Source organism: Streptomyces sp. GMY02, from assembly GCF_019056675.1.
Taxonomy (GTDB): domain Bacteria; phylum Actinomycetota; class Actinomycetes; order Streptomycetales; family Streptomycetaceae; genus Streptomyces; species Streptomyces odonnellii.
Genome location: NZ_CP077658.1, coordinates 2,161,123 through 2,182,187, shown reverse-complemented (window position 1 = coordinate 2,182,187; position 21,065 = coordinate 2,161,123). Strand labels below are relative to the sequence as shown.

Genomic DNA, 21,065 nt, shown 5'->3' with positions numbered 1-21,065 from the left:
AAGGGGCGAGCCGGGCCCGGCCGGCTCGCCCCACCCCGAAAGGAACTCGCCCCAGCCCTAAGGGAACTCCCCCGCCCCGAAGAGAAGGCGGGCCGGGCGCGCGCACGCCGTCCGGCTCGCCCTCATGGCCGTGCCCGTCGTGTTCTTCGCGGTCTTCTTCGCCTATCCCGTGACCGCGATCGTCGGCCGCGGTCTCAAGGCCGACGGCACCTGGCAGTTCGGCCGTGTCGGCGAGGTGCTGAGCCGTCCCGACATCCTCGGTGTCCTCTGGTTCACCACCTGGCAGGCAGTGGCCTCCACCGTGCTCACCCTGCTGATCGCCCTGCCCGGCGCGTATGTCTTCGCGCGCTTCGACTTCCCTGGCCGGCACGTGCTGCGCGCGGTGGTCACCATCCCCTTCGTCCTGCCGACCGTCGTCGTCGGTACGGCCTTCCTGGCGCTGCTCGGGCGCGGCGGACTGCTCGACGAGCTGTGGGGCATACGGCTCGACACCACCGTCTGGGCGATCCTGCTCGCGCATGTCTTCTTCAACTACGCGGTGGTCGTACGGACCGTGGGCGGCCTGTGGTCGCAGCTCGACCCGCGCCAGGAGGAGGCCGCGCGGGTGCTGGGCGCGGGACGGTTCGCCGCCTGGTGGCGGGTGACGCTGCCGGCCCTCGCCCCCGCCGTGGCGGCCGCCGCCCTGATGGTCTTCCTCTTCACCTTCACCTCCTTCGGCGTCGTACAGATCCTGGGCGGCCCGGCCTACTCCACGCTGGAGGTGGAGATCTACCGGCAGACCGCGCAGTTGCTCGACCTGCCCACCGCCGCCGTGCTCACCCTCGTCCAGTTCGCGGCGGTCGCGGCAGTACTGGCGGTGCACGCCAGGACCGTACGGCGGCGGGAAGGCGCGCTGAGACTCGTCGATTCCGCGCAGACGGCGCGCAGGCCGCGCGGGACCGGGCAGTGGGCGCTGCTCGGCGGAGTCCTCACCACCGTTCTCGTGCTGATCCTGCTGCCGCTCGGTGTGCTCGTCGAGCGCTCCCTCGACGCGCCGGGAGGGTACGGCCTCGGCTTCTACCGGGCGCTCGGCTCGCTCGACGCGAGCGGCGGAACGTTTCTCGTACCGCCGCTGGAAGCCGTCTGGAACTCGCTGCGGTACGCGCTCGCCGCGACGGGCGTCGCGCTGGTGGTGGGCGGTCTCGCGGCCGCCGCGCTGACCCGGCGCGCGGGCCGGCTCGTCCGGGGCCTCGACGCGCTGCTGATGCTGCCGCTCGGGGTCTCGGCCGTCACCGTCGGCTTCGGTTTCCTGATCACGCTCGACAAGCCGCCGCTGGACCTGCGGACCTCCTGGATCCTGGTGCCGCTCGCGCAGGCGCTGGTGGGCGTGCCCTTTGTCGTACGGACCATGCTGCCGGTGCTGCGGGCGGTGGACGGACGGCTGCGCGAGGCTGCGGCGGTCCTCGGCGCGTCCCCGCTGCGCGTCTGGCGTGAGGTGGATCTGCCGCTCGTACGGCGGGCGTTGCTGGTCGCGGCCGGTTTCGCGTTCGCCGTCTCACTGGGCGAGTTCGGGGCGACGGTCTTCATCGCGCGACCCGACCGGCCGACGCTGCCGGTGGCCGTGGCCCGGCTGCTGGGACGGCCCGGCGAACTCAACTACGGGCAGGCCATGGCCCTGTCCACCGTACTGATGCTGGTGTGCGCGGTGTCGCTGCTGGCGCTGGAACGTATCCGCACCGACCGCTCCGGGGAGTTCTGATGGCCCTGCTGACCCTCTCGGACGTCACCGTACGGTTCGGCGCCCGTACCGCCCTCGACGCCGTGGACCTGGAGGTCGCCGAGCACGAGACGGTCTGTGTGCTGGGGCCGAGCGGGAGCGGCAAGTCGACACTGCTGCGGGTGGTGGCCGGGCTGACCGCGCCGGACGGCGGGCGGGTGCTGCTGGACGGCGCCGACCAGACGGGGGTGCCGGTGCACCGGCGCGGGGTCGGGCTGATGTTCCAGGACCACCAGCTCTTCCCGCAGCGCGATGTGGCCGGCAATGTCGCCTTCGGACTGCGGATGCGCGGGATACCGCGCGGCGAACAGGCGGGCCGGGTCGAGGAACTGCTCGAACTCGTCGGGCTGCCGGGCGCGGGGCGGCGGGCCGTCGCCGCGCTGTCCGGCGGTGAGCAGCAGCGCGTCGCGCTGGCGCGGGCACTGGCCCCCCGGCCCCGGCTGCTGATGCTGGACGAGCCGCTCGGGCAGCTCGACCGGAGCCTGCGCGAGCGGCTGGTGGTCGAACTGCGCGGTCTCTTCGGACGGTTGGGTACGACCGTGCTCGCCGTCACCCATGACCAGGGCGAGGCGTTCGCGCTCGCCGACCGGGTCGTGGTGATGCGGGACGGACGCGTCGCCCAGACGGGCTCTCCGGTGGAGGTCTGGCAGCGGCCCGCCTCGGCGTTCGTGGCGCGCTTCCTCGGTTTCGACAATGTCGTGGACGCGACGGTGAGCGGCGGCGCGGCCGACACGGTCTGGGGACGGATCCCGGTACCGGACGGATCGGCCCAGGGGGAGCGGTCGGTGCTGGTACGGCCCGCCGGGGTGCGGCTGGCCGACCCGGCGGGCGCGCTGCGCTGCACGGTGGAGGCCCGTACGTTCCGCGGCAGCCGGGTCGCGGTGCTGCTGCGCCCCGACGGACCCTCGGGCGGACCGGTACTGGAAGCGGAGTGCGGGCTCCGGGACGCGCCGAGGGTGGGCGCGGCGGTCGGGGTGGCCTTCGCCGCGGAGGATGTGGTGGTCCTGGAGGGCAGGGAGAACGGTCTCTGAGGCCGGGCGGCCCGTGGGCAGTGCCCGGGGCGACGGCAGACGAAGGCCCCCGGACCGCAGCGGGTCCGGGGGCCTTCGCCTCAAGTGGCTCAGGCTGTCAGGGGAATCGCGGCCAGGGCCGCCACCATCCAGGTCAGCGGGGCGAAGATCGTCAGGATCGCGGTCGCCCGTACCGCCGCCGCCGTACGCAGCAGCGTGGCCGGGGCGCCGAGATGGTGCAGCGTCGTGGTGGTGGCGGCGCGGGCCTGCCGGGACTCCACCGTGGCCGTCAGCAGCGTCGCCGCCGTACAGCCGATCACCAGGGCCGCGCCGAGGCCCGTCAGGGGCCCGAAGGGGCGTACGGCACCGGACCCGGACAGGGAGGTCGCGGCGAACACACCCGAGATCACCGCGCACAGAACGCCCAGCGGGCGGCCGATGTTACGGGCCTCGGTCATCAGGGTGCGCCCCGCCAGCAGCCGGATCGCGCCGGGCCGCAGGGTCTGCACCAGCCGCCCGCAGAGATGGGTGATACCGGGACCGGCCAGGGCGAGACCGATGGCGGTCAGCGACCAGCCCGCCAGCACACCGGCAGAGCTGCCGTCGAACTGACCGGGCAGCGGCGGCGCGGACCCGCCCCCGCTCCTGCTCGCGTACGTCTCGACCGCCAGGCCCGCCGCGGTGAGGGCCACCCCCCAGGGCAGCCCGGACGGGGTGTGCACGGGGGGCGGCACGTTCTCGGCCGGCCGGGCGGCCCTGCGGGTGTGATGCCGCATCGCCATCCCGGTCGCGGCCGTCGCGAAGGTCGGCACCAGCGCCAGCAGCGTCAGCATCGCGGCCAGCGGCAGCGACTGACCCCTGGCGAGCAGCTCGGCGCCCTGGCCGCCGAGGGGCGACCGGGTCGGATCGCTGCGGAGATGGAGGAAGAGCAGCAGCGCCAGCGCGCTGCCGAACGCGCAGGAGACCGCGGTCGAGGTGGCCGCCAGGGTGGTCAGCCGCGCCGGGCCGAGGCCCACCGCGGACAGTCCGGTCCGCGGCCGGGTACCCGGTTCCGTACGGGCCACCGCCACCGCGAACTGGACCGTCGCCGCCAGCGGGATCAGACACCAGAGCAGGCGGGCCGCGGAGCCGGCCGGATGGCCCATGGCCCAGCCGAGCGTGCACAGCAGCAGAAAACCGACCCCGGCGGACGCCGCCACGACCAGCAGCCGGCGCACCAGGACCAGGGGATGGGCGCCACGGCCTAGACGGAGAGCGAGCACGCGGCCTGGCCTTCCGCTTCGGTCGGTCCCAGCGAGCTGATCCGGCGGCCGTCCAGCAGGGAGACCGTACGGTCGGCGAGCGCCGCGACCTCCTCGTCCAGGGTGGCGAGGACGACGGTGATGCTGTGCGAGCGGGCGGCGGTGGTCAGCGTACGGATCACCTGCGCCCGGTCGGTACGGTGCAGCGGCGCGGTCGGCTCGTCGGCGAAGAGCACCGAGGGCGTGGTGACCAGGGCGCGCGCCACCGCGATGCGCTGCCGCTGGGCCTGAAGCAGGGCGTACGGACGCTTGCGCGCGCACTGCCCGATGTCGAGCCGGTCCAGCCACTCCATCGCGGTGACCTTGGCGACCCGGTGCGAGGCGCCGCGCAGCAGCAGCGGCAGCGCCGCGTTCTCCCAGGCGGTCAGCTCTTGTACGAGGGCGGGCTCGGGGTCGATCCAACTGAACCGGTCCCTGCGCAGCCGCTCGCGCAGCACCGCGCTCATGGTGTGGACCGGTGAGTCGTTGAACCAGACCTCGCCCTCCTGCGGGACCAACTGACCCGACAGACAGCGCAGAAGAGTCGTTTTGCCGCTGCCGCGCGGGCCGCACACGGCAAGGATCTCGCCCTCGCGCACGCCGAGCGAAACACCGTCGAGCGCGGGCGATCCGTTGTGGGAGTAGGTCAGGGAACGCGCCCAGAGCACGTCGTTGTCCGGCGGGGCCACCATGGCGTACACCTCGGTTCTGATCGGACTTACCTCCGCCGTCCGGGTGAACGAAGGCGGCGACGATCGGTCACAGGGCACGCTAGGTATTCGGAACCGGGGGATCGGACAGCACACGGCCCGGGTGCCGCCCTTCTCACTCGAAAGGCCGCACCCGGGCCGTCATGCGGGTGGTGTGACGATTCAGCACTGGTCGCGGGCGCCCGGTCACGCAGGACCGGGCATCACACCGGGCGTCTGACCGGGCGTCAGAGCTTGGTCCATGCCTCCGTCAGCACCGACCGCAGGATTCCCTCGATCTCGTCGAAGACCGCCTGGTCGGACACGAGCGGCGGCGCGAGCTGGACGACCGGGTCGCCGCGGTCGTCGGCGCGGCAGTAGAGCCCCTTTTCGTACAGCTCCTTGGAGAGGAACCCGTACAGCACGCGCTCGGTCTCCTCGTCCGTGAAGGTCTCCTTGGTCGTCTTGTCCTTCACCAGCTCGATGCCGTAGAAGAAGCCGTTGCCGCGGACATCGCCGACGATCGGCAGGTCGAGCAGCTTCTTGAGGGTGTCGAAGAACGTGCCCTCGTTGTCGAGGACATGCTGGTTCAGGCCCTCGCGCTCGAAGATGTCGAGGTTGGCGAGGCCGACGGCCGCGGAGACCGGGTGGCCGCCGAAGGTGTAGCCGTGCAGGAAGGTGTTGTCGCCCCGGTAGAACGGCTCGGCGAGCCGGTCGGAGACGATGCAGGCGCCGATCGGGGAGTAGCCCGAGGTCATGCCCTTGGCGCAGGTGATCATGTCCGGTACGTAACCGAACTTGTCGCACGCGAACATCGTGCCGAGGCGGCCGAACGCGCAGATCACCTCGTCGGAGACGAGCAGCACGTCGTACTGGTCGCAGATCTCGCGGACCCGCTGGAAGTAGCCGGGCGGCGGCGGGAAGCAGCCGCCCGCGTTCTGCACCGGCTCCAGGAAGACCGCCGCGACCGTCTCGGGGCCCTCGAAGAGGATCTGCTGCTCGATCTGGTCGGCGGCCCAGCGGCCGAAGGCCTCGGGGTCGTCGCCGTGGATCGTCGCCCGGTAGATATTGGTGTTCGGAACCTTGTGCGCGCCCGGGACCAGCGGCTCGAACGGTGCCTTCAGCGCGGGGAGTCCGGTGATGGACAGGGCTCCCTGGGGGGTGCCGTGGTAGGCGACGGCGCGTGAGATGACCTTGTGCTTGGTGGGCTTGCCGGTCAGCTTGAAGTACTGCTTCGCGAGCTTCCAGGCGGTCTCGACGGCCTCGCCGCCGCCCGTGGTGAAGAAGACCTTGTTGAGGTCGCCGGGAGCGTAGTGGGCCAGCCGCTCGGCCAGCTCGACGGCCTTGGGGTGGGCGTAGGACCACACCGGGAAGTACGCCAGCTCCTGCCCCTGCTTGTAGGCGGTCTCGGCCAGCTCGTGGCGGCCGTGCCCGGCGTTCACCACGAACAGCCCGGAGAGGCCGTCGAGGTAGCGCTTGCCCTTGTCGTCGTAGATGTAGGTGCCCTCGCCACGCACGATGGTGGGCACGGGCGCGTTCTCGTAGGACGACATGCGGGTGAAGTGCATCCACAGGTGGTCGTACGCGGTTTTGGAGAGGTCCTTGCTCACGGCTATCGGGTTCCCCACATATAGGTCTGCTTCTTCAGCTTCAGATAGACGAAACTCTCGGTGGAGCGCACGCCGGGGAGCGCGCGGATCCTCTTGTTGATGACATCCAGCAGATGGTCGTCGTCCTCGCAGACGATCTCCACCATCAGATCGAACGAGCCCGCGGTCATCACCACGTACTCGCACTCGTCCATGGCCGCCAGGGCGTCCGCGACCGACTCCGTGTCGCCCTCGACATTGATGCCGACCATGGCCTGCCGCCGGAATCCCACGGTGAGCGGGTCGGTGACGGCGACGATCTGCATCACGCCCTGGTCGAGCAGCTTCTGGACGCGCTGGCGCACGGCCGCCTCGGAGAGGCCGACGGCCTTGCCGATCGCGGCGTACGGGCGCCGCCCGTCCTCCTGGAGCTGTTCGATGATGGCGAGGGAGACGGCGTCGATCGAGGACGACGAGCCGTTTCCGCCCCGGGAACCGGGGCCCGGGTCTGTTCTGGAGTCTGCGCTACGACTGGCCACGCGCTTCACTGTGCACTGCGACTCGTCCGTCCCGCAACCCTCTATCGATGATATTCGTTGTTGAAGGGCTGCAATATCACCGAATCCGAAGTTCCCGGGGCGTCGGCCTGTCGAAAGCGTCGGCCGAAGGATTAGGGTGGAACTGTCTCACCCATCGGACATCCGACCAGAAGGAGGGGTGGCAGTGACCACCGAGCTGCGCCGGCTGCGTAACTACATCAACGGGGAGTTCCGGGACGCCGCCGACGGACGGACCATCGAGGTGGTCAACCCGGCGACGGGCGAGGCGTACGCCACGTCCCCGCTCTCGGGGCAGGCCGATGTCGACGCCGCCATGGAGGCCGCAGCGGCCGCCTTCCCCGGCTGGCGCGACACCACCCCGGCCGAGCGCCAGCGGGTGCTGCTCAAGATCGCGGACGCGGTCGAGGAGCGGGCTGAGGAGCTGATCGCGGCCGAGTCGGAGAACACCGGCAAGCCGCTGGAGCTGACCCGTACGGAAGAGATTCCGCCGATGGTGGACCAGATCCGCTTCTTCGCGGGCGCCGCCCGGCTGCTCGAAGGCCGCTCGGCCGGCGAGTACATGGAGGGCTTCACGTCGATGGTCCGCCGTGAGCCGGTCGGTGTCTGCGCGCAGGTCGCGCCGTGGAACTACCCGATGATGATGGCCGTGTGGAAGTTCGCGCCGGCGCTCGCCGCGGGCAACACCGTCGTACTGAAGCCGTCGGACACCACGCCCGCCTCGACCGTGCTGCTCGCGGAGATCATCGGGGCGATCGTGCCCAAGGGCGTCTTCAACGTGCTGTGCGGCGACCGCGACAGCGGCCGGACGATGGTCGAGCACCCGATTCCGGCGATGGTCTCCATCACCGGTTCCGTACGGGCCGGGGCGCAGGTCGCCGAGTCCGCTGCCAAGGACATCAAGCGGGTCCATCTGGAGCTGGGCGGCAAGGCGCCGGTCGTGGTGTTCGAGGACACCGACATCGCCAAGTCCGTCGAGGACATCGCGGTGGCGGGCTACTTCAACGCGGGCCAGGACTGTACGGCCGCCACCCGTGTCCTCGTCCACGAGTCGATCCACGACGAGTTCGTGGCGGCGCTCGCGAAGGCCGCGTCCGAAACCAAGACCGGTGCCGCGGACGACGAGGACGTGCTGTACGGGCCGCTCAACAACGCCAACCAGCTCAAGCAGGTCGTCGGCTTCATCGAGCGGCTGCCCGCGCACGCCAAGGTCCAGGCGGGCGGCCACCAGGTCGGCGACAAGGGCTACTTCTACGCGCCGACCGTCGTCTCCGGTCTCAAGCAGGACGACGAGATCATCCAGAACGAGGTCTTCGGCCCGGTCATCACCGTCCAGTCCTTCACGGACGAGGCGCAGGCGCTGGAGTACGCGAACGGCGTCGAGTACGCGCTCGCCTCCTCGGTGTGGACGAAGGACCACGCGCGGGCGATGCGGATGTCGAAGGCGCTGGACTTCGGGTGTGTGTGGATCAACGCCCACATTCCGCTGGTGGCGGAGATGCCGCACGGCGGGTTCAAGAAGTCCGGCTACGGCAAGGACCTGTCGGCGTACGGCTTCGAGGACTACACGCGCGTCAAGCATGTGATGACCTCGCTCGACGCCTGAGCGCTGTCTTCAAATCCGGCTCGCGGGGCGGGCGGTGGACCTCAGGTCCACTGCCCGCCCCGCGAGCCGTTGGGCGTCAGGGCTCTTCTCGCGCGGTCCGTACGGGATCCCGGTGGCCCGGGGCGGCGACCAGGGCGGCCAGCACATCGATGCGGTTGGTGGTGATCGCGTCGACGCCCCGGGCGATCAGCCTGCGCATGGTGCGCCGGGTGTCGGCGGTCCAGGCCGAGACGAGCAGTCCGTCGCGGTGGTTGCGGTCGGCGAGTGCCCGGCTGACCAGTCCGAAGTGGTAGTTGAGCCAGCGCGGCCGCACCGCCGCGAGCAGCGTGGGGCGGGGCGGCGCGAGCGTCGTCCAGGTCAGCGCGATCTCGGCGCCCGGGTCGGCGGCGCGGACGGCGAGCATCGTGCGCGGGCCCGCGCAGTAGTACACCCGGTCCCCGGCCCCGCCCTCGCGCACCTCGGCGACGACCGTCCGTACCGACCTCTCCGTGGCGCCCGGCAGATCTATCAGGAGGCGGGCGCCGTCCGTCGCCGCGAGCGCGTCCCGCAGCGTCGGCACCGCGCCGCCGGTCAGACCGTCCAACTCCTGGTGGGTCAGCTCGGCGAGCCGCCGGTCGTGCTCCCAGAGCCGCCTCAGCGAGGAGTCGTGCAGCAGTACGGGCACACCGTCGCGGGTGAGCCGGACATCGATCTCGACCGCGTCCGCCCCCCGCTCCAGCGCGGAGCGCACCGACGCGAGGGTGTTCTCACGGAACCGGTAGGGATCGCCGCGGTGGCCCACGGCGGTCACCGTACGCGCGGGTCCCGCGCGGTCACCGGACATCATCGCCGCCGCTACCGGGCGAGCCATTTGGCGGTGTACGTGTCGATCTCCGTGGCGAGCCGCACCTTGCTCCCCGCGTCCAGGAAGGACGCCTCGACACCGTTCTTCGCGAGATCGGCGAGCCCCCGCTCGTCCAGGCCGAGCAGCCGGGCCGCGACCGCGTACTCCTGGTTGAGGTCGGTGCCGAACATCGGCGGATCGTCGCTGTTGACCGTGACCAGCACACCGGCCGAGACCATCGCCCTGATCGGGTGCTCGTCGAGATCGGCGACCGCGCGGGTGGCGATGTTGGAGGTCGGGCACACCTCCAGCGGGATGCGGTGCTGGGCGAGATGCGCGAGCAGCTCCGGGTCCCGGACGGCGCTGGTGCCATGGCCGATGCGCTCGGCGCCCAGCTCGCGCAGCGCGTCCCAGACGGTCTCGGGACCGGTCGTCTCACCGGCGTGCGGCACCGAGTGCAGCCCGGCGGCGATGGCGCGGTCGAAATACGGCTTGAACTGGGGCCGGGGCACACCGATCTCGGGGCCGCCGAGACCGAAGGCGATCAGGCCCTCGGGGCGCAGCTCGACGGCGAGGCGGGTGGTCTCCTCGGCCGCTTCGAGCCCGGCCTCGCCGGGGATGTCGAAGCACCAGCGCAATATGACGCCCAGCTCTGCCTCGGCGGCCTTCCTGGCGTCCTCGATGGCCTCCATGAAGGCCTGCTCGGGGATGTTGCGGCTGGTCGAGCTGTACGGCGTGATCGTCAGCTCGGCATAGCGGATGTTCTGCCGGGCCATGTCACGGGCGACCTCGAAGGTCAGCAGCCGGACGTCCTCGGGCGTGCGCAGCAGATCGACGACGGAGAGATAGACGTCGATGAAGTGTGCGAAGTCGGTGAAGGTGAAGTACTCGGCGAGCGCCTCCGGATCGGCCGGGACCTTGGAGTCCGGGTGCCGCGCGGCCAGTTCGGCCACGATGCGTGGCGAGGCCGAGCCGACATGGTGGACATGCAGCTCGGCCTTGGGCAGCCCCGCGATGAAGGGGCGCAGATCGGTCATCGGGTCCTCCGGATAGTGGGGCTGGTGCCCGTGGTACGGCGTCCGCGGGGCCGGGTCGTCCGCCCCCTGCCTGTCCGGGCCATGTCTGCCGCATACCGTCTGGCTCGCCACGCCCCGCGGGCGGACGATGTCATGTGGCAGACACGACCCGGCACCGCTCGGGTCAGGGATCATCGTAGGCCGGGCCGGTTCCGCGTCCAGCGGAGGCCGTAGCATGACGGAATCACGATGGGGGAGGCCCATGTCAGACAAGAGTGAGCAGCCGTCGGGCGGCTACGAGCCGAGTGATCCCTGGGCTCCGCCGGAGCACAAGGCGTCGCAGAACGACCCCGTGGCGTGGCCGGAACCGCAGCCGCCGGCGACCGGATCGGTGCACGACCAGCCGACCGTCGCCGGGATACCCGGCTCCGGGCCCGAGCCCGGCGCCGTACCGCCGCCGCCGGTCGCGCCCGGCGGACCGGCCCAGCCCGCCCCGGGGCCCTACGGCTACCCGGGCACCCCGCCCCAGCCCGCGCCGGGCACCCAGCAGTCCGCGTCGCCCTACGGAGCGACGCCGGGCTACGGCTATCCCGCCGCCGACTATTCGGCCCCCGGATATCCGGCGGCCGGTTACCCGGGCCACGGCTCCACGGGTTACGGCTCCACGGGTTACGGCTCCACGGGCTGGCAGCCCGGACCGTCGAACGGCATGGGTATCACCGCGATGGTGCTCGGCATCATCTCCGTGGTCGTCTTCTGCATCTGGGGCATCGGCATCATCCTCGGTGTCCTCGCGCTCGTCTTCGGGGTCATCGGTCGCCGCAAGGTCCAGCGGGGCCAGGCGACGAACGGCGGGATGGCGCTCGCGGGCATCGTCCTCGGCGCGATCGGCGCCGTGATCAGCGCCGCGTTCCTGGGCTTTCTGATCTGGGCGATCGCGAACGGCGAGAACCTCGACAGCACCACCGGCACGGATCCGTTCGCCACCTCGCTGGTCACCGACGACCGCCGCTGAGCCTCCGGCGGTCCCGGCGGTCCCGGCCCGGCTGTTCCGATCCGCTTGTGCCGGGCGCCCGCTCGGGCCCGTGGGCGCTCCTCGTATCAGACCCGCGCGGGCTCCTCGTACCGGAGCCGCTCACGCGCCTCCATCAGCGCGAAGCCCAGCAGATTGAGCCCGCGCCAGCGCGCGGGGTCGTGCGCCCGCTCGTCGTCCGAGGCCAGTCCGATGCCCCAGATCCGGTCCATCGGGCTTGCCTCGACGAGTATGCGCTCGCCCGTGGCCAGCAGGAACGCGCGCAGCCCGGGGTCCTGCCCGAACTTGTGGACGCTGCCCGCCACCACGATGCCGTAGCGCTCGCGCTCCCACACCGTCTCGTCGAAACCGCGCACCAGCCGCCCCGCCTTCTTGGCGAGCGCCGGATTCGCCGCGCCGACGGCCGCGCGCTCGCCCTCCTCGTCCCCGAAGAGCCGGGCCTTGGCGGCCATCATCCAGTGCTCCGCCGTCGCGTACTCGACGCCCTCGACGGTGAAGGGCGAGGGCCACCACTGGCTCAGACAGCTTGCGCCGAGCGTGCCGTCCTGTCGCGGGGCATGCCCCCAGAAGTGCAGATACTTGATCGTCTCGCCGCGTTCCGTGCGCTCGGCCAGCTCGGCCGCCGTACGGACCGGGCTCCCCCGGTGTTGTTCCATGTGCGCGAGTCTCGCAGCCGCCACTGACAGTCCGTACGGCCCCGGGATGCCTCCGTGTTCCTGGGGCGACCGATTCCGTCGCGTAACCAAAAGGCAACAACGGAATCCCTTGTTGAGGAAGCTCGGCTCTGTCAGGATCGGCACTCAATTGAAGCCGGAACGACAAGAACGACAACCCCCAACGACCCCCGGACAACAACGGGGCCAATGGAGAGCGTCATGACCCATCGCTTCCAGGTGCGGGACCGCTTCGCGGACGGTGCGCAGTTCATCGCCGGCCGGCTGCGGCCCGGCACGTCCGGCCGCGCCCACGCCGTCGTGAACCCGGCGACCGGCGAGGAGATCCATTCGTACGAACTCGCCGGTACCGCCGATGTCGACGCCGCCGTCGCCGCGGCGCGCACGGCCTTCCCCGGCTGGGCGGGCGCCACCCCTGCCGCGCGCTCCGACGCCCTCCACCGGTTCGCCGCCGTTCTCTCCCAGCAGGCCGAGGACTTCGCGTACGCCGAATCGCTCCAGTGCGGCAAGCCGATCAGGCTGGCCAGCGAGTTCGACGTACCGGGCACCGTCGACAACACGGCCTTCTTCGCCGGCGCGGCCCGCCATCTCGACGGGGTCTCCGCCGGTGAGTACAGCGGCGACCACACCTCCTATGTGCGCCGCGAGCCGATCGGGGTCGTCGGCTCGATCGCGCCCTGGAACTATCCGCTCCAGATGGCCGCGTGGAAGATCCTGCCTGCCGTCGCCGCGGGCAACACCATCGTGCTGAAGCCCGCCGAGATCACCCCGCTCACCTCGCTGATGTTCGCCCTGGCCGCCCAGGAGGCCGGAATCCCCGACGGGGTGATCAATGTCGTCAGCGGCGCGGGCCCCGACGCGGGCGAGCGTCTCGTCGGCCACCCCGATGTGGCGATGACCTCCTTCACCGGCTCCACCGCCGTGGGACGCCAGGTCGCCGAGATCGCCACCGCCACCGTCAAGCGGCTCCACCTCGAACTCGGCGGCAAGGCCCCCTTCTTGGTCTTCGACGACGCGGACCTGGAGGCGGCCGTGCACGGCGCGGTCGCCGGAGCGCTCATCAACGGTGGCCAGGACTGCACGGCCGCCACCCGCGCCTATGTCCAGCGGCCGCTGTACGAGGCGTTCGTCGCCGGGGTCGCCGAGCTGATGGAGACCGTACGTCTCGGTGATCCCCTCGATCCGGCCACCGACCTCGGCCCGTTGATCTCGCACACCCACCGCGACCGGGTCGCCGGGTTCGTCGACCGGGCCCGCGCCCATGCCCGGGTGGTGACCGGCGGCGCGGCGCCCGGGGGAGACCTCAAGGTCGGCGCGTACTACCGTCCCACGCTCGTCGCGGACGCCGCCCAGGACAGCGAGATCGTCCAGTCCGAGATTTTCGGACCCGTCCTGGCCGTCCTCCCCTTCGACTCCGACGACGAGGGCATCGATCTCGCCAACGACACTCCGTACGGCCTCGCCGCCTCCGCCTGGAGCCGCGACGTCTACCGCACGGGACGCGCGACCCGCGAGATCAGGGCCGGCTGTGTCTGGATCAACGACCACATTCCGATCATCAGCGAGATGCCCCACGGCGGGTACCGGGCCAGCGGGTTCGGCAAGGACATGTCCCTGTACTCCTTCGAGGAGTACACCCAGGTCAAGCATGTGATGTACGACAACACGGCGGTCGCCAGGAAGGACTGGCACCGCACGATCTTCGGTGACCGCTGTTAGACAGGCGGCCGGTCCTCCTCACCCACCCGAAAGGGCACAGCGCATGGAGCAGTACGAGCCCGACCGTCTGTCCGCGGCCCAACTGGCCGCCGCGCGGCGCAGTATGACCAGCGGCAGGGGCGCCCTCACCCGCCGTTCCATGCTGCGCGCCACCGGCGCGGGGGCGCTCGGGATCGGCGGGCTCGCCGGTCTGAGCGGCTGCGGGATCCCGCCCGCGAAACGGGAGGGCGACGGCCCGGCGTCGACCGACCACTCGGCCCAGGAGAAGCGGATCGTCTTCTCCAACTGGACCGAGTACATGGACGTCAGCGAGGACGAGAAGCACTACCCCACGCTGGAGGAGTTCACCCGGCGCACCGGGATCACCGTCAAGTACACCGCGGACATCAACGACAACGTCGAGTTCTTCGGCAAGATCCAGCCGCAGCTCGCGGCCGGACAGGACACCGGGCGCGACCTCATATGCGTCACCGACTGGCTGGCCGCCCGCATCATCCGGCTGGGCTGGGCGCAGAAGCTCGACCCGTCGAACCTGCCGCACGCCTTCGCCAATCTCTCCCAGCAGTTCCGCTCGCCCGACTGGGATCCCGGCCGGGCCCACAGCTATCCATGGACCGGCATCCCCACCGTCATCGCGTACAACACGAAGGCGACCGGCGGGCGCAAGGTCGACTCGGTCTCCCAGCTTCTGGACGATCCGCAGCTCAAGGGGCGGGTCGCCTTTCTGTCCGAGATGCGCGACACCGTCGGGATGACCCTGCTCGACCTCGGCAAGGACCCCGGCTCCTTCACCGACGACGACTTCGACGCCGCCGTCGCCCGGCTCCAGAAGGCCGTCGACAAGAAGCAGATCCGCCGCTTCACCGGCAACGACTACACCGCGGACCTCGACAAGGGCGACATCGCGGCCTGTGTGGCCTGGGCCGGCGATGTCGTCCAGCTCCAGAACGACAACCCCGACGTCAAGTTCGCGATCCCCACGAGCGGTTACATCATCTCCAGCGACAATCTGCTGGTCCCGGCCAAGGCCCGGCACAAGACCAACGCCGAGCGGCTCATCGACCACTACTACCAGCCGCCGGTCGCCGCCCGGCTCGCCGCGTACATCAACTACGTCTGCCCGGTCGACGGGGTACGCGCCGAACTCGCCAAGATCGACAAGTCGATGGCCGACAACACGCTGATCCTCCCGGACGCGGCGATGGCCGCCTCCTCGCATGCCTTCCGCTCCCTGAGCAGCAAGGAAGAGACGGCGTACGAGGAGAAGTTCGCCAAGCTCATCGGCGCGTGACCCGCCCGCCCACCGGCGTGTGACCCGCCGCCGCCCGCCCGTCCACCCCTTATCCCCGGGACCGTTACCCATGACAGAGACCGCATCCACCAGCCGGGGCGGCGGCGACGTCCGCCTCACCGGGATCAGCAAGACCTACGGGTCCTTCCAAGCCGTCAAGCCCCTCGACCTCACCGTGCCCCAGGGCTCGTTCTTCGCACTCCTCGGCGCGTCGGGCTGCGGCAAGACCACCACCCTGCGGATGATCGCCGGCCTGGAGGAACCGACCACCGGCACGGTCTTCCTGGGCGACAAGGACGTCACAGGACTGCCCCCGTACAAGCGGCCCGTGAACACCGTCTTCCAGAGCTACGCGCTCTTCCCGCACCTCGACATCTACGAGAACGTCGCCTTCAGGCTGCGCCGCCGCGGCATCAAGTCCGTACGCAAGCAGGTCGGCGACATGCTCGATCTCGTCCAGCTCGGTGACTACGCCAAGCGCAAGCCGCACCAGCTCTCCGGCGGACAGCAGCAGCGGGTCGCCGTCGCCCGCGCGCTGATCAACCACCCGCAGGTGCTGCTCCTCGACGAACCGCTCGGCGCCCTCGACCTCAAGCTGCGCCGCCAGATGCAGCTCGAACTGAAGCGCATCCAGACCGAGGTCGGCATCACCTTCATCCATGTCACCCACGACCAGGAGGAGGCCATGACCATGGCCGACACGGTCGCGGTGATGAACGCGGGCCGAGTCGAGCAGCTCGGCAGCCCCGCCGAGCTGTACGAGAACCCGGACACCACCTTTGTCGCCAACTTCCTCGGCACCTCCAATCTGATCGAGTCCGAGATCGCCGAGATCAGCGGCGGCGACGTGGTGGTCACGGCGGGCGACACCAAGCTGCGGCTGCCCTCGGACCGGTGCTCCGCGCCGGCCACGAGCGGCGGGCGGCTGCTCGTCGGCGTGCGGCCCGAGAAGATCTCCCTCGCGCACGCCGACGACGCCGGGACGATCCCCGACGGCCGCAACCGGATCACCGGCCGGATCGCCGACTCCAGCTTCATCGGGGTCTCCACGCAGTACGTGATCGACAGCCCGGTCTGCCCCGGCTTCGAGGTCTACGCGCAGAACATCGAGCGGGACGGGCGCCTCGGCCCCGGCGCCGAGGTCGTCCTGCACTGGAATCCCGCGCACAGCTTCGGCCTTGACGCCGCCATGGACATCGACGCGGGCACCGGGACCGTGGCCGAGGAGGTCTCGTGACGACCACGGAAGCCCCGCCCGCCGCGCCCGTACCGCCCGCCGCCGAGCCCGCGCCGCCCCCGCGCAGGACGCCGGCGCGCAAGCGGCTCGTACCGTACTGGCTGCTGCTGCCCGGCATCCTCTGGCTGCTGGTCTTCTTCGCGCTGCCGATGGTCTACCAGGCCTCGACCTCCGTACAGACCGGCTCCCTGGAGCAGGGCTTCGAGGTCACCTGGCACTTCCGGACCTACTGGGACGCGCTCCAGGAGTACTACCCGCAGTTCCTGCGCTCGCTGCTGTACGCGGGTACCGCCACGGTCCTCTGTCTGCTGCTCGGCTACCCGCTCGCGTATCTCATCGCCTTCAAGGCGGGCCGCTGGCGCAATCTGCTGCTGGTCCTGGTCATCGCGCCGTTCTTCACCAGTTTCCTGATCCGTACGCTCGCCTGGAAGACGATCCTCGCGGACGGCGGCACGGTCGTCGGCGTCCTGGACTCGCTGCATGTGCTCGATGTGACGAGCTGGCTCGGCTGGACCGAGGGCGACCGTGTCCTGGCCACCCCCATGGCGGTCGTCTGCGGTCTGACGTACAACTTCCTGCCCTTCATGATCCTGCCGCTCTACACCTCGCTGGAGCGTGTCGACGGCCGGCTCCACGAGGCCGCGGGCGACCTCTACGCCCGACCGTTCACCACCTTCCGCAAGGTGACCTTCCCGCTCTCGATGCCGGGGGTCGTCTCCGGCACCCTGCTCACCTTCATCCCGGCGAGCGGCGACTACGTCAACGCCGAGCTGCTCGGCTCCACCGACACCAAGATGGTCGGCAGCGTGATCCAGACACAGTTCCTGCGGGTCCTCGACTATCCGACGGCCGCCGCGCTCTCCTTCATCCTCATGGCGGTCGTCCTGCTGATGGTCACCGTCTACATCCGCCGCGCAGGGACGGAGGACCTGGTCTGATGGGTGTTCTGACGGATACGGGACGCTGGGTCCGGCGCAATCTGGTGGTCATCGGCGGTCTGCTGACACTCGGCTACCTGATCGTCCCCAATGTCGTGGTGATGGTCTTCTCCTTCAACAAGCCCGAGGGGCGCTTCAACTACTCCTGGCAGCGCTTCTCGCTGGACGCCTGGAAGGATCCCTGCGGTGTCGCCGATCTCTGCGGCTCGCTGACCCTCTCGCTCCAGATCGCCGCCTGGGCCACCCTCGGCGCCACCGTCCTCGGCACGATGATCGCGTTCGCGCTGGTGCGTTACCGGTTCCGGGCGCGCGGCGCGGTCAACTCGCTGATCTTCCTGCCGATGGCGATGCCCGAGGTCGTGATGGCCGCCTCGCTGCTGACCCTCTTCCTCAACCTCGGCGCGCAGCTCGGCTTCTGGACCGTGCTGATCGCGCACATCATGTTCTGTCTGAGCTTTGTGGTGACGGCCGTCAAGGCGCGGGTCATGTCGATGGACCCGCGGCTGGAGGAGGCGGCGCGGGATCTCTACGCGGGGCCCGTGCAGACGTTCGTACGTGTCACCCTGCCGATCGCCGCGCCCGGGATCGCGGCGGGCGCGCTGCTCGCCTTCGCGCTCTCCTTCGACGACTTCATCATCACCAACTTCAACGCCGGCTCGACCGTGACCTTCCCCATGTTCGTCTGGGGCTCGGCGCAGCGCGGCACGCCCGTACAGATCAATGTCATCGGTACGGCCATGTTCGTCGTCGCCGTGCTGATGGTGGTGGGCGGACAGCTCGTCAGCGGCCGGCGGAAGAAGACCGCCGTCCGGTAGCCGGCCCCTGGTACGCGCCTCCGAACCGTTGTACTCGCTTCCGAACCGTTCCGAAGGAGTTGGCAGACATGGCCCCAGGTGCCATGCGTACCGCCCTGAACGCGCTCTCCGGCGCCCGTCCGGTCCCGTACTGGCTGGACGACCCCGGCAGGCCTGCGGCGCTGCCCGCCCTCATCGGCGACGAACACTGCGACCTCCTGGTCGTGGGCGGCGGCTACAGCGGCCTGTGGACCGCGCTCCTCGCCAAGGAGCGTGGCCCCGAGCGCGATGTCGTCCTGATCGAGGGCCGCGAGGCGGGCTGGGCCGCCTCGGGCCGCAACGGCGGCTTCTGCTCCGCCTCGCTCACCCACGGGTTCAGCAACGGGCTGGCCCGCTGGCCGGACGAGCTGCACAGGCTGGAGGAGCTGGGCGAGCGGAATCTCGACGCCATCGAGGCGGCGGTCGCCCGCTACGGCATCGACTGCGCCTTCGAGCGGACCGGCGAGATCGATGTGGCCACCGAGCGGTACCAGCTCGCGGAGCTGCGCGAGCGGTACGAGGAGGCGACCGCGCTCGGGTTCACCGGGCTTGAGCTGCTGGACCGGGACGCGGTGCGCGCCGAGGTGGACTCGCCGACCTTCCTCGGCGGGCTGTGGGACCGGCGCGGGGTGGCCATGCTGCATCCGGCGAAGCTCGCCTGGGGGCTCAAACGGGCCTGCCAGGAGCTGGGGGTACGGATCTACGAGCACACCCGGGCGCTGGAACTGGCGCGGGTGAGGCCGCGTGACGGGGGGTCTTCCGGCGCGCGGTCCGGTGGCGCGCGGACGGGTGACATGCGGTCCGGTGGCGCGCGGAGCGGTGGCGTGCTGTCCGGTGCGGCGAGGCTCTCGGGCGTACGGTCCGGAGTCGCGCGGTCCGGTGCCGGGATGGCCGTCCGCACTCCGCACGGCAGGGTTTTCGCGCGGCGCGTGGCACTCGGCACCAATGTCTTTCCCTCGCTGGTCAGGCGGGTGCGCCCGTACACCGTCCCGGTCTACGACTACGCCCTGATGACCGAGCCGCTGACGGAGGACCAGCTCGCCGTGGTCGGCTGGCGGAACCGGCAGGGACTCGGCGACAGCGCCAACCAGTTCCACTACTTCCGGATCACCCACGACCACCGGATCCTCTGGGGCGGCTACGACGCGGTCTATCCGTACGGCGGCCGGCTCAGCGCCGGACTCGACCACCGCCCCGAGACCTACCGCAAGCTCGCCGCCCACTTCTTCACCTGCTTCCCCCAGTTGACGGGGGTGCGCTTCAGCCACACCTGGGGCGGGGCCATCGACACCTGCTCGCGTTTCTCGGCCTTCTTCGGCACGGCGTACGACGGTCAGGTCGCGTACGCCGCCGGATACACCGGCCTCGGGGTCGGGGCGACCCGCTTCGGCGCGGAGGTGATGCTCGACCTGCTGGCGGGCGAGCGGACCGAGCGTACGGAGCTGGAGATGGTACGGAGCAAGCCGCTGCCGTTCCCGCCCGAGCCCGCGGCCTGGGCGGGGATCGGCCTCACCAAGTGGTCGCTGGCCCGCGCGGACGCCCGGGGCGGCCGGCGCAACGCATGGCTGCGCACGATGGACCGGCTCGGACTGGGCTTCGACAGCTAGGTTCCTGCGCCAGGCCTCGTCTTACCGGTGGTGGTACCGGACGCCCGCCATCGATCGACGGCGTCGATCAAGCGATCGAAAGCCCGACTTGGACAGGCCGTAGCCGGCGGCCTCAAGATCTTGGGTGTGTTCCCCGGCTTCACGGACGACGAGCCGCCGTGGTCAGGAAGCGGGGAAGGTTCTGGAGTTGTTCCCGTGCTGATTCCGCGCGCCTTGACGGCGCTCTGCCGCAGTATGCCTGCCTACCGGGCAAGAGCGCCGCACTCATGAGGTTCGTCGGGCGTACCAAGGGCGGAAGTGTCCCGGCCCACCCGGCGAGGGTCGCCTCGGCGGCCATCACCACGTCGTTCGGGCTGGCGGTCCTGGTGGCCGTCGGGACACTCACCGACCAGACAGTGCTGATACCGCCGCTCGCGGCCACCACGGCGATCATTACCGCGACTCCCGAGGCGCCGGTCGCGCAGCCTCGCCATGTCATCGGCGGCCATATGCTGTCCTGCCTTGTCAGCTTCGGGGTTCTCGCCCTCGGCTGGCGCGGCCCCTGGGCCGCTGCCGTGGCCTGCGGGGCAGCCTGCGGACTCGCGCTCCTGGTCAGGGCGGCCCATCCGCCGGCCATGGCAACCGCTGTCATGATCATGCTCACGGACCCGCCCGCCCACAGCTTCGTACCCCTGCTGGCCGTCGGCGCGGCGCTGCTCGTACTGGTGCAGATGATCTCGTCCCGCCTCCAGCGAGAGGCCTATCCCACGTCCTGGTGGTGAACGGAGAACCCCGGCGAGCGCGTTGGAAGCCCTCGCACTGCTTCCGTGTGAGTCAGATCACTGGCAAGTGGTCGCCCGAACCCGCGTCATCGACCGGCGCCACCGGTGTCTCGCCTCTTGTGGACACACTGTCCAACAATACGGATGGGAGGCCGGGCACATGACTGGCTCGGGCACACACGGCGCGGTGGAGTGGCTGGCATCGGTGGCTCCGGATCCCGAGGCCTGCCGGCGGGAATGGGAACGCAATCCGCTCGGGATCGCGCTCCTTCCGGCCGGCCGCCGCTGGGACGTACTGATCCTTCCCGCCGAACTCGGCTATCCGACCCTTGACGTACTGACCAGGCTCGTCGACCGGCCAGGACCGGTCCTGGCCGACCTCGGCGACTCCCGGATGGGCTTCTTCGTACCGCCGGGGACCGCCGCCCGCTGGCTCGGTACAGGGGTACGGGGAGCAGGCCACGGCACCTGGATCGTCGTCCCGTACCCGGGGCGGGCGAGCGGCGGGATGCGCTGGCTGATCCCGCCGGACGGCGCGGGCACCCTCACCGACCCGTCCCTGCTGGAACTGGCGATGCACGAGGCGGCGGCCGGGATGCCGGCGAGGACGGACGGCAACGCCGACCAGGAGGACGGCGGGGAGTGA

At 70.6% G+C, this 21,065-nt stretch carries 19 protein-coding genes; 12 read left to right on the top strand and 7 right to left on the bottom strand.

Annotated elements, in window-relative coordinates; all coding sequences use genetic code 11:
• The first annotated feature begins 124 nt into the window (after nt 1–124).
• A complete protein-coding gene (locus KQY30_RS09000) occupies nt 125–1,738 on the top strand; it encodes an iron ABC transporter permease (RefSeq protein ID WP_217306391.1) in 1,614 nt (537 codons plus the stop codon).
• Entirely contained in the window at nt 1,738–2,787 is a 1,050-nt protein-coding gene (locus KQY30_RS08995; RefSeq protein ID WP_217306390.1) for an ABC transporter ATP-binding protein, read from the top strand. The genes KQY30_RS09000 and KQY30_RS08995 overlap by 1 nt, the downstream gene beginning before the upstream one ends.
• A gap of 89 nt (nt 2,788–2,876) precedes the next feature.
• Here the strand turns inward: KQY30_RS08995 and KQY30_RS08990 are convergent, their stop codons facing one another.
• The 4 genes from KQY30_RS08990 to KQY30_RS08975 all read right to left on the bottom strand — a co-directional run bounded on the left by KQY30_RS08990 (nt 2,877) and on the right by KQY30_RS08975 (nt 6,863).
• On the bottom strand, nt 2,877–4,028 hold the full coding sequence (locus tag KQY30_RS08990) for a hypothetical protein (RefSeq protein ID WP_217306389.1): 1,152 nt from the start codon (nt 4,026–4,028) through the stop codon (nt 2,877–2,879).
• On the bottom strand, nt 4,010–4,738 hold the full coding sequence (locus KQY30_RS08985; protein WP_217306388.1) for an ABC transporter ATP-binding protein: 729 nt from the start codon (nt 4,736–4,738) through the stop codon (nt 4,010–4,012). The genes KQY30_RS08990 and KQY30_RS08985 overlap by 19 nt, the downstream gene beginning before the upstream one ends.
• Nucleotides 4,739–4,983: 245 nt before the next feature.
• Entirely contained in the window at nt 4,984–6,363 is a 1,380-nt protein-coding gene (locus KQY30_RS08980) for an aspartate aminotransferase family protein (RefSeq protein WP_217306387.1), read from the bottom strand.
• Nucleotides 6,348–6,863 carry an Lrp/AsnC family transcriptional regulator gene (locus KQY30_RS08975; RefSeq protein ID WP_046499681.1) on the bottom strand — a complete coding sequence of 172 codons (516 nt, stop codon included), beginning with the start codon at nt 6,861–6,863 and terminating at the stop codon, nt 6,348–6,350. Before KQY30_RS08975 ends, KQY30_RS08980 begins: the two co-directional genes overlap by 16 nt.
• 184 nt (nt 6,864–7,047) lie before the next feature.
• Here KQY30_RS08975 and KQY30_RS08970 point away from each other — a divergent pair, with 184 nt between their 5' ends.
• The gene (locus KQY30_RS08970) at nt 7,048–8,487 is read left to right on the top strand and encodes a gamma-aminobutyraldehyde dehydrogenase (protein ID WP_217310914.1); all 1,440 of its coding nucleotides are present in this window, start codon (nt 7,048–7,050) and stop codon (nt 8,485–8,487) included.
• 76 nt (nt 8,488–8,563) lie between these two features.
• Here KQY30_RS08970 and KQY30_RS08965 read toward each other — a convergent pair whose 3' ends face one another.
• Nucleotides 8,564–9,337 carry a glycerophosphodiester phosphodiesterase gene (locus KQY30_RS08965; RefSeq protein WP_254407026.1) on the bottom strand — a complete coding sequence of 258 codons (774 nt, stop codon included), beginning with the start codon at nt 9,335–9,337 and terminating at the stop codon, nt 8,564–8,566.
• Complete coding sequence (locus KQY30_RS08960) at nt 9,322–10,347, bottom strand: adenosine deaminase (protein WP_217306386.1); 1,026 nt, start codon at nt 10,345–10,347, stop codon at nt 9,322–9,324. The genes KQY30_RS08965 and KQY30_RS08960 overlap by 16 nt, the downstream gene beginning before the upstream one ends.
• Nucleotides 10,348–10,588: 241 nt before the next feature.
• Here KQY30_RS08960 and KQY30_RS08955 point away from each other — a divergent pair, with 241 nt between their 5' ends.
• Entirely contained in the window at nt 10,589–11,341 is a 753-nt protein-coding gene (locus KQY30_RS08955) for a DUF4190 domain-containing protein (RefSeq protein ID WP_217306385.1), read from the top strand.
• 86 nt (nt 11,342–11,427) lie between these two features.
• On the opposite strand, the gene KQY30_RS08950 is transcribed toward KQY30_RS08955, so the two are convergent.
• Nucleotides 11,428–12,015 (bottom strand): NADAR family protein, encoded by a 588-nt coding sequence (locus KQY30_RS08950; protein WP_217306384.1) that lies wholly within the window; start codon nt 12,013–12,015, stop codon nt 11,428–11,430.
• Nucleotides 12,016–12,234: 219 nt separating this feature from the next.
• On the opposite strand from KQY30_RS08950, the gene KQY30_RS08945 reads away from it, so the two are divergent.
• From KQY30_RS08945 to KQY30_RS08910, 8 genes are all read left to right on the top strand, one after another.
• Nucleotides 12,235–13,752, top strand: coding sequence for a gamma-aminobutyraldehyde dehydrogenase (locus tag KQY30_RS08945; protein ID WP_217306383.1), 1,518 nt, complete (start codon nt 12,235–12,237; stop codon nt 13,750–13,752).
• Between the two features lie 43 nt (nt 13,753–13,795).
• Nucleotides 13,796–15,043 carry a PotD/PotF family extracellular solute-binding protein gene (locus tag KQY30_RS08940; RefSeq protein ID WP_217306382.1) on the top strand — a complete coding sequence of 416 codons (1,248 nt, stop codon included), beginning with the start codon at nt 13,796–13,798 and terminating at the stop codon, nt 15,041–15,043.
• A 70-nt stretch (nt 15,044–15,113) separates the two neighbouring features.
• Nucleotides 15,114–16,280: an ABC transporter ATP-binding protein gene (locus tag KQY30_RS08935; protein ID WP_217306381.1), complete on the top strand. Its 1,167-nt coding sequence runs from the start codon at nt 15,114–15,116 to the stop codon at nt 16,278–16,280.
• Nucleotides 16,277–17,218, top strand: coding sequence for an ABC transporter permease (locus KQY30_RS08930; RefSeq protein WP_217306380.1), 942 nt, complete (start codon nt 16,277–16,279; stop codon nt 17,216–17,218). Before KQY30_RS08935 ends, KQY30_RS08930 begins: the two co-directional genes overlap by 4 nt.
• Nucleotides 17,218–18,033, top strand: a complete 816-nt coding sequence (locus tag KQY30_RS08925) for an ABC transporter permease (RefSeq protein WP_217306379.1) — start codon at nt 17,218–17,220, stop codon at nt 18,031–18,033. Before KQY30_RS08930 ends, KQY30_RS08925 begins: the two co-directional genes overlap by 1 nt.
• A gap of 68 nt (nt 18,034–18,101) precedes the next feature.
• A complete protein-coding gene (locus KQY30_RS08920; RefSeq protein ID WP_254407025.1) occupies nt 18,102–19,658 on the top strand; it encodes an FAD-binding oxidoreductase in 1,557 nt (518 codons plus the stop codon).
• A gap of 266 nt (nt 19,659–19,924) precedes the next feature.
• The gene (locus KQY30_RS08915) at nt 19,925–20,419 is read left to right on the top strand and encodes an HPP family protein (RefSeq protein WP_217306378.1); all 495 of its coding nucleotides are present in this window, start codon (nt 19,925–19,927) and stop codon (nt 20,417–20,419) included.
• A gap of 160 nt (nt 20,420–20,579) precedes the next feature.
• Nucleotides 20,580–21,065, top strand: a complete 486-nt coding sequence (locus KQY30_RS08910) for a hypothetical protein (RefSeq protein WP_217306377.1) — start codon at nt 20,580–20,582, stop codon at nt 21,063–21,065.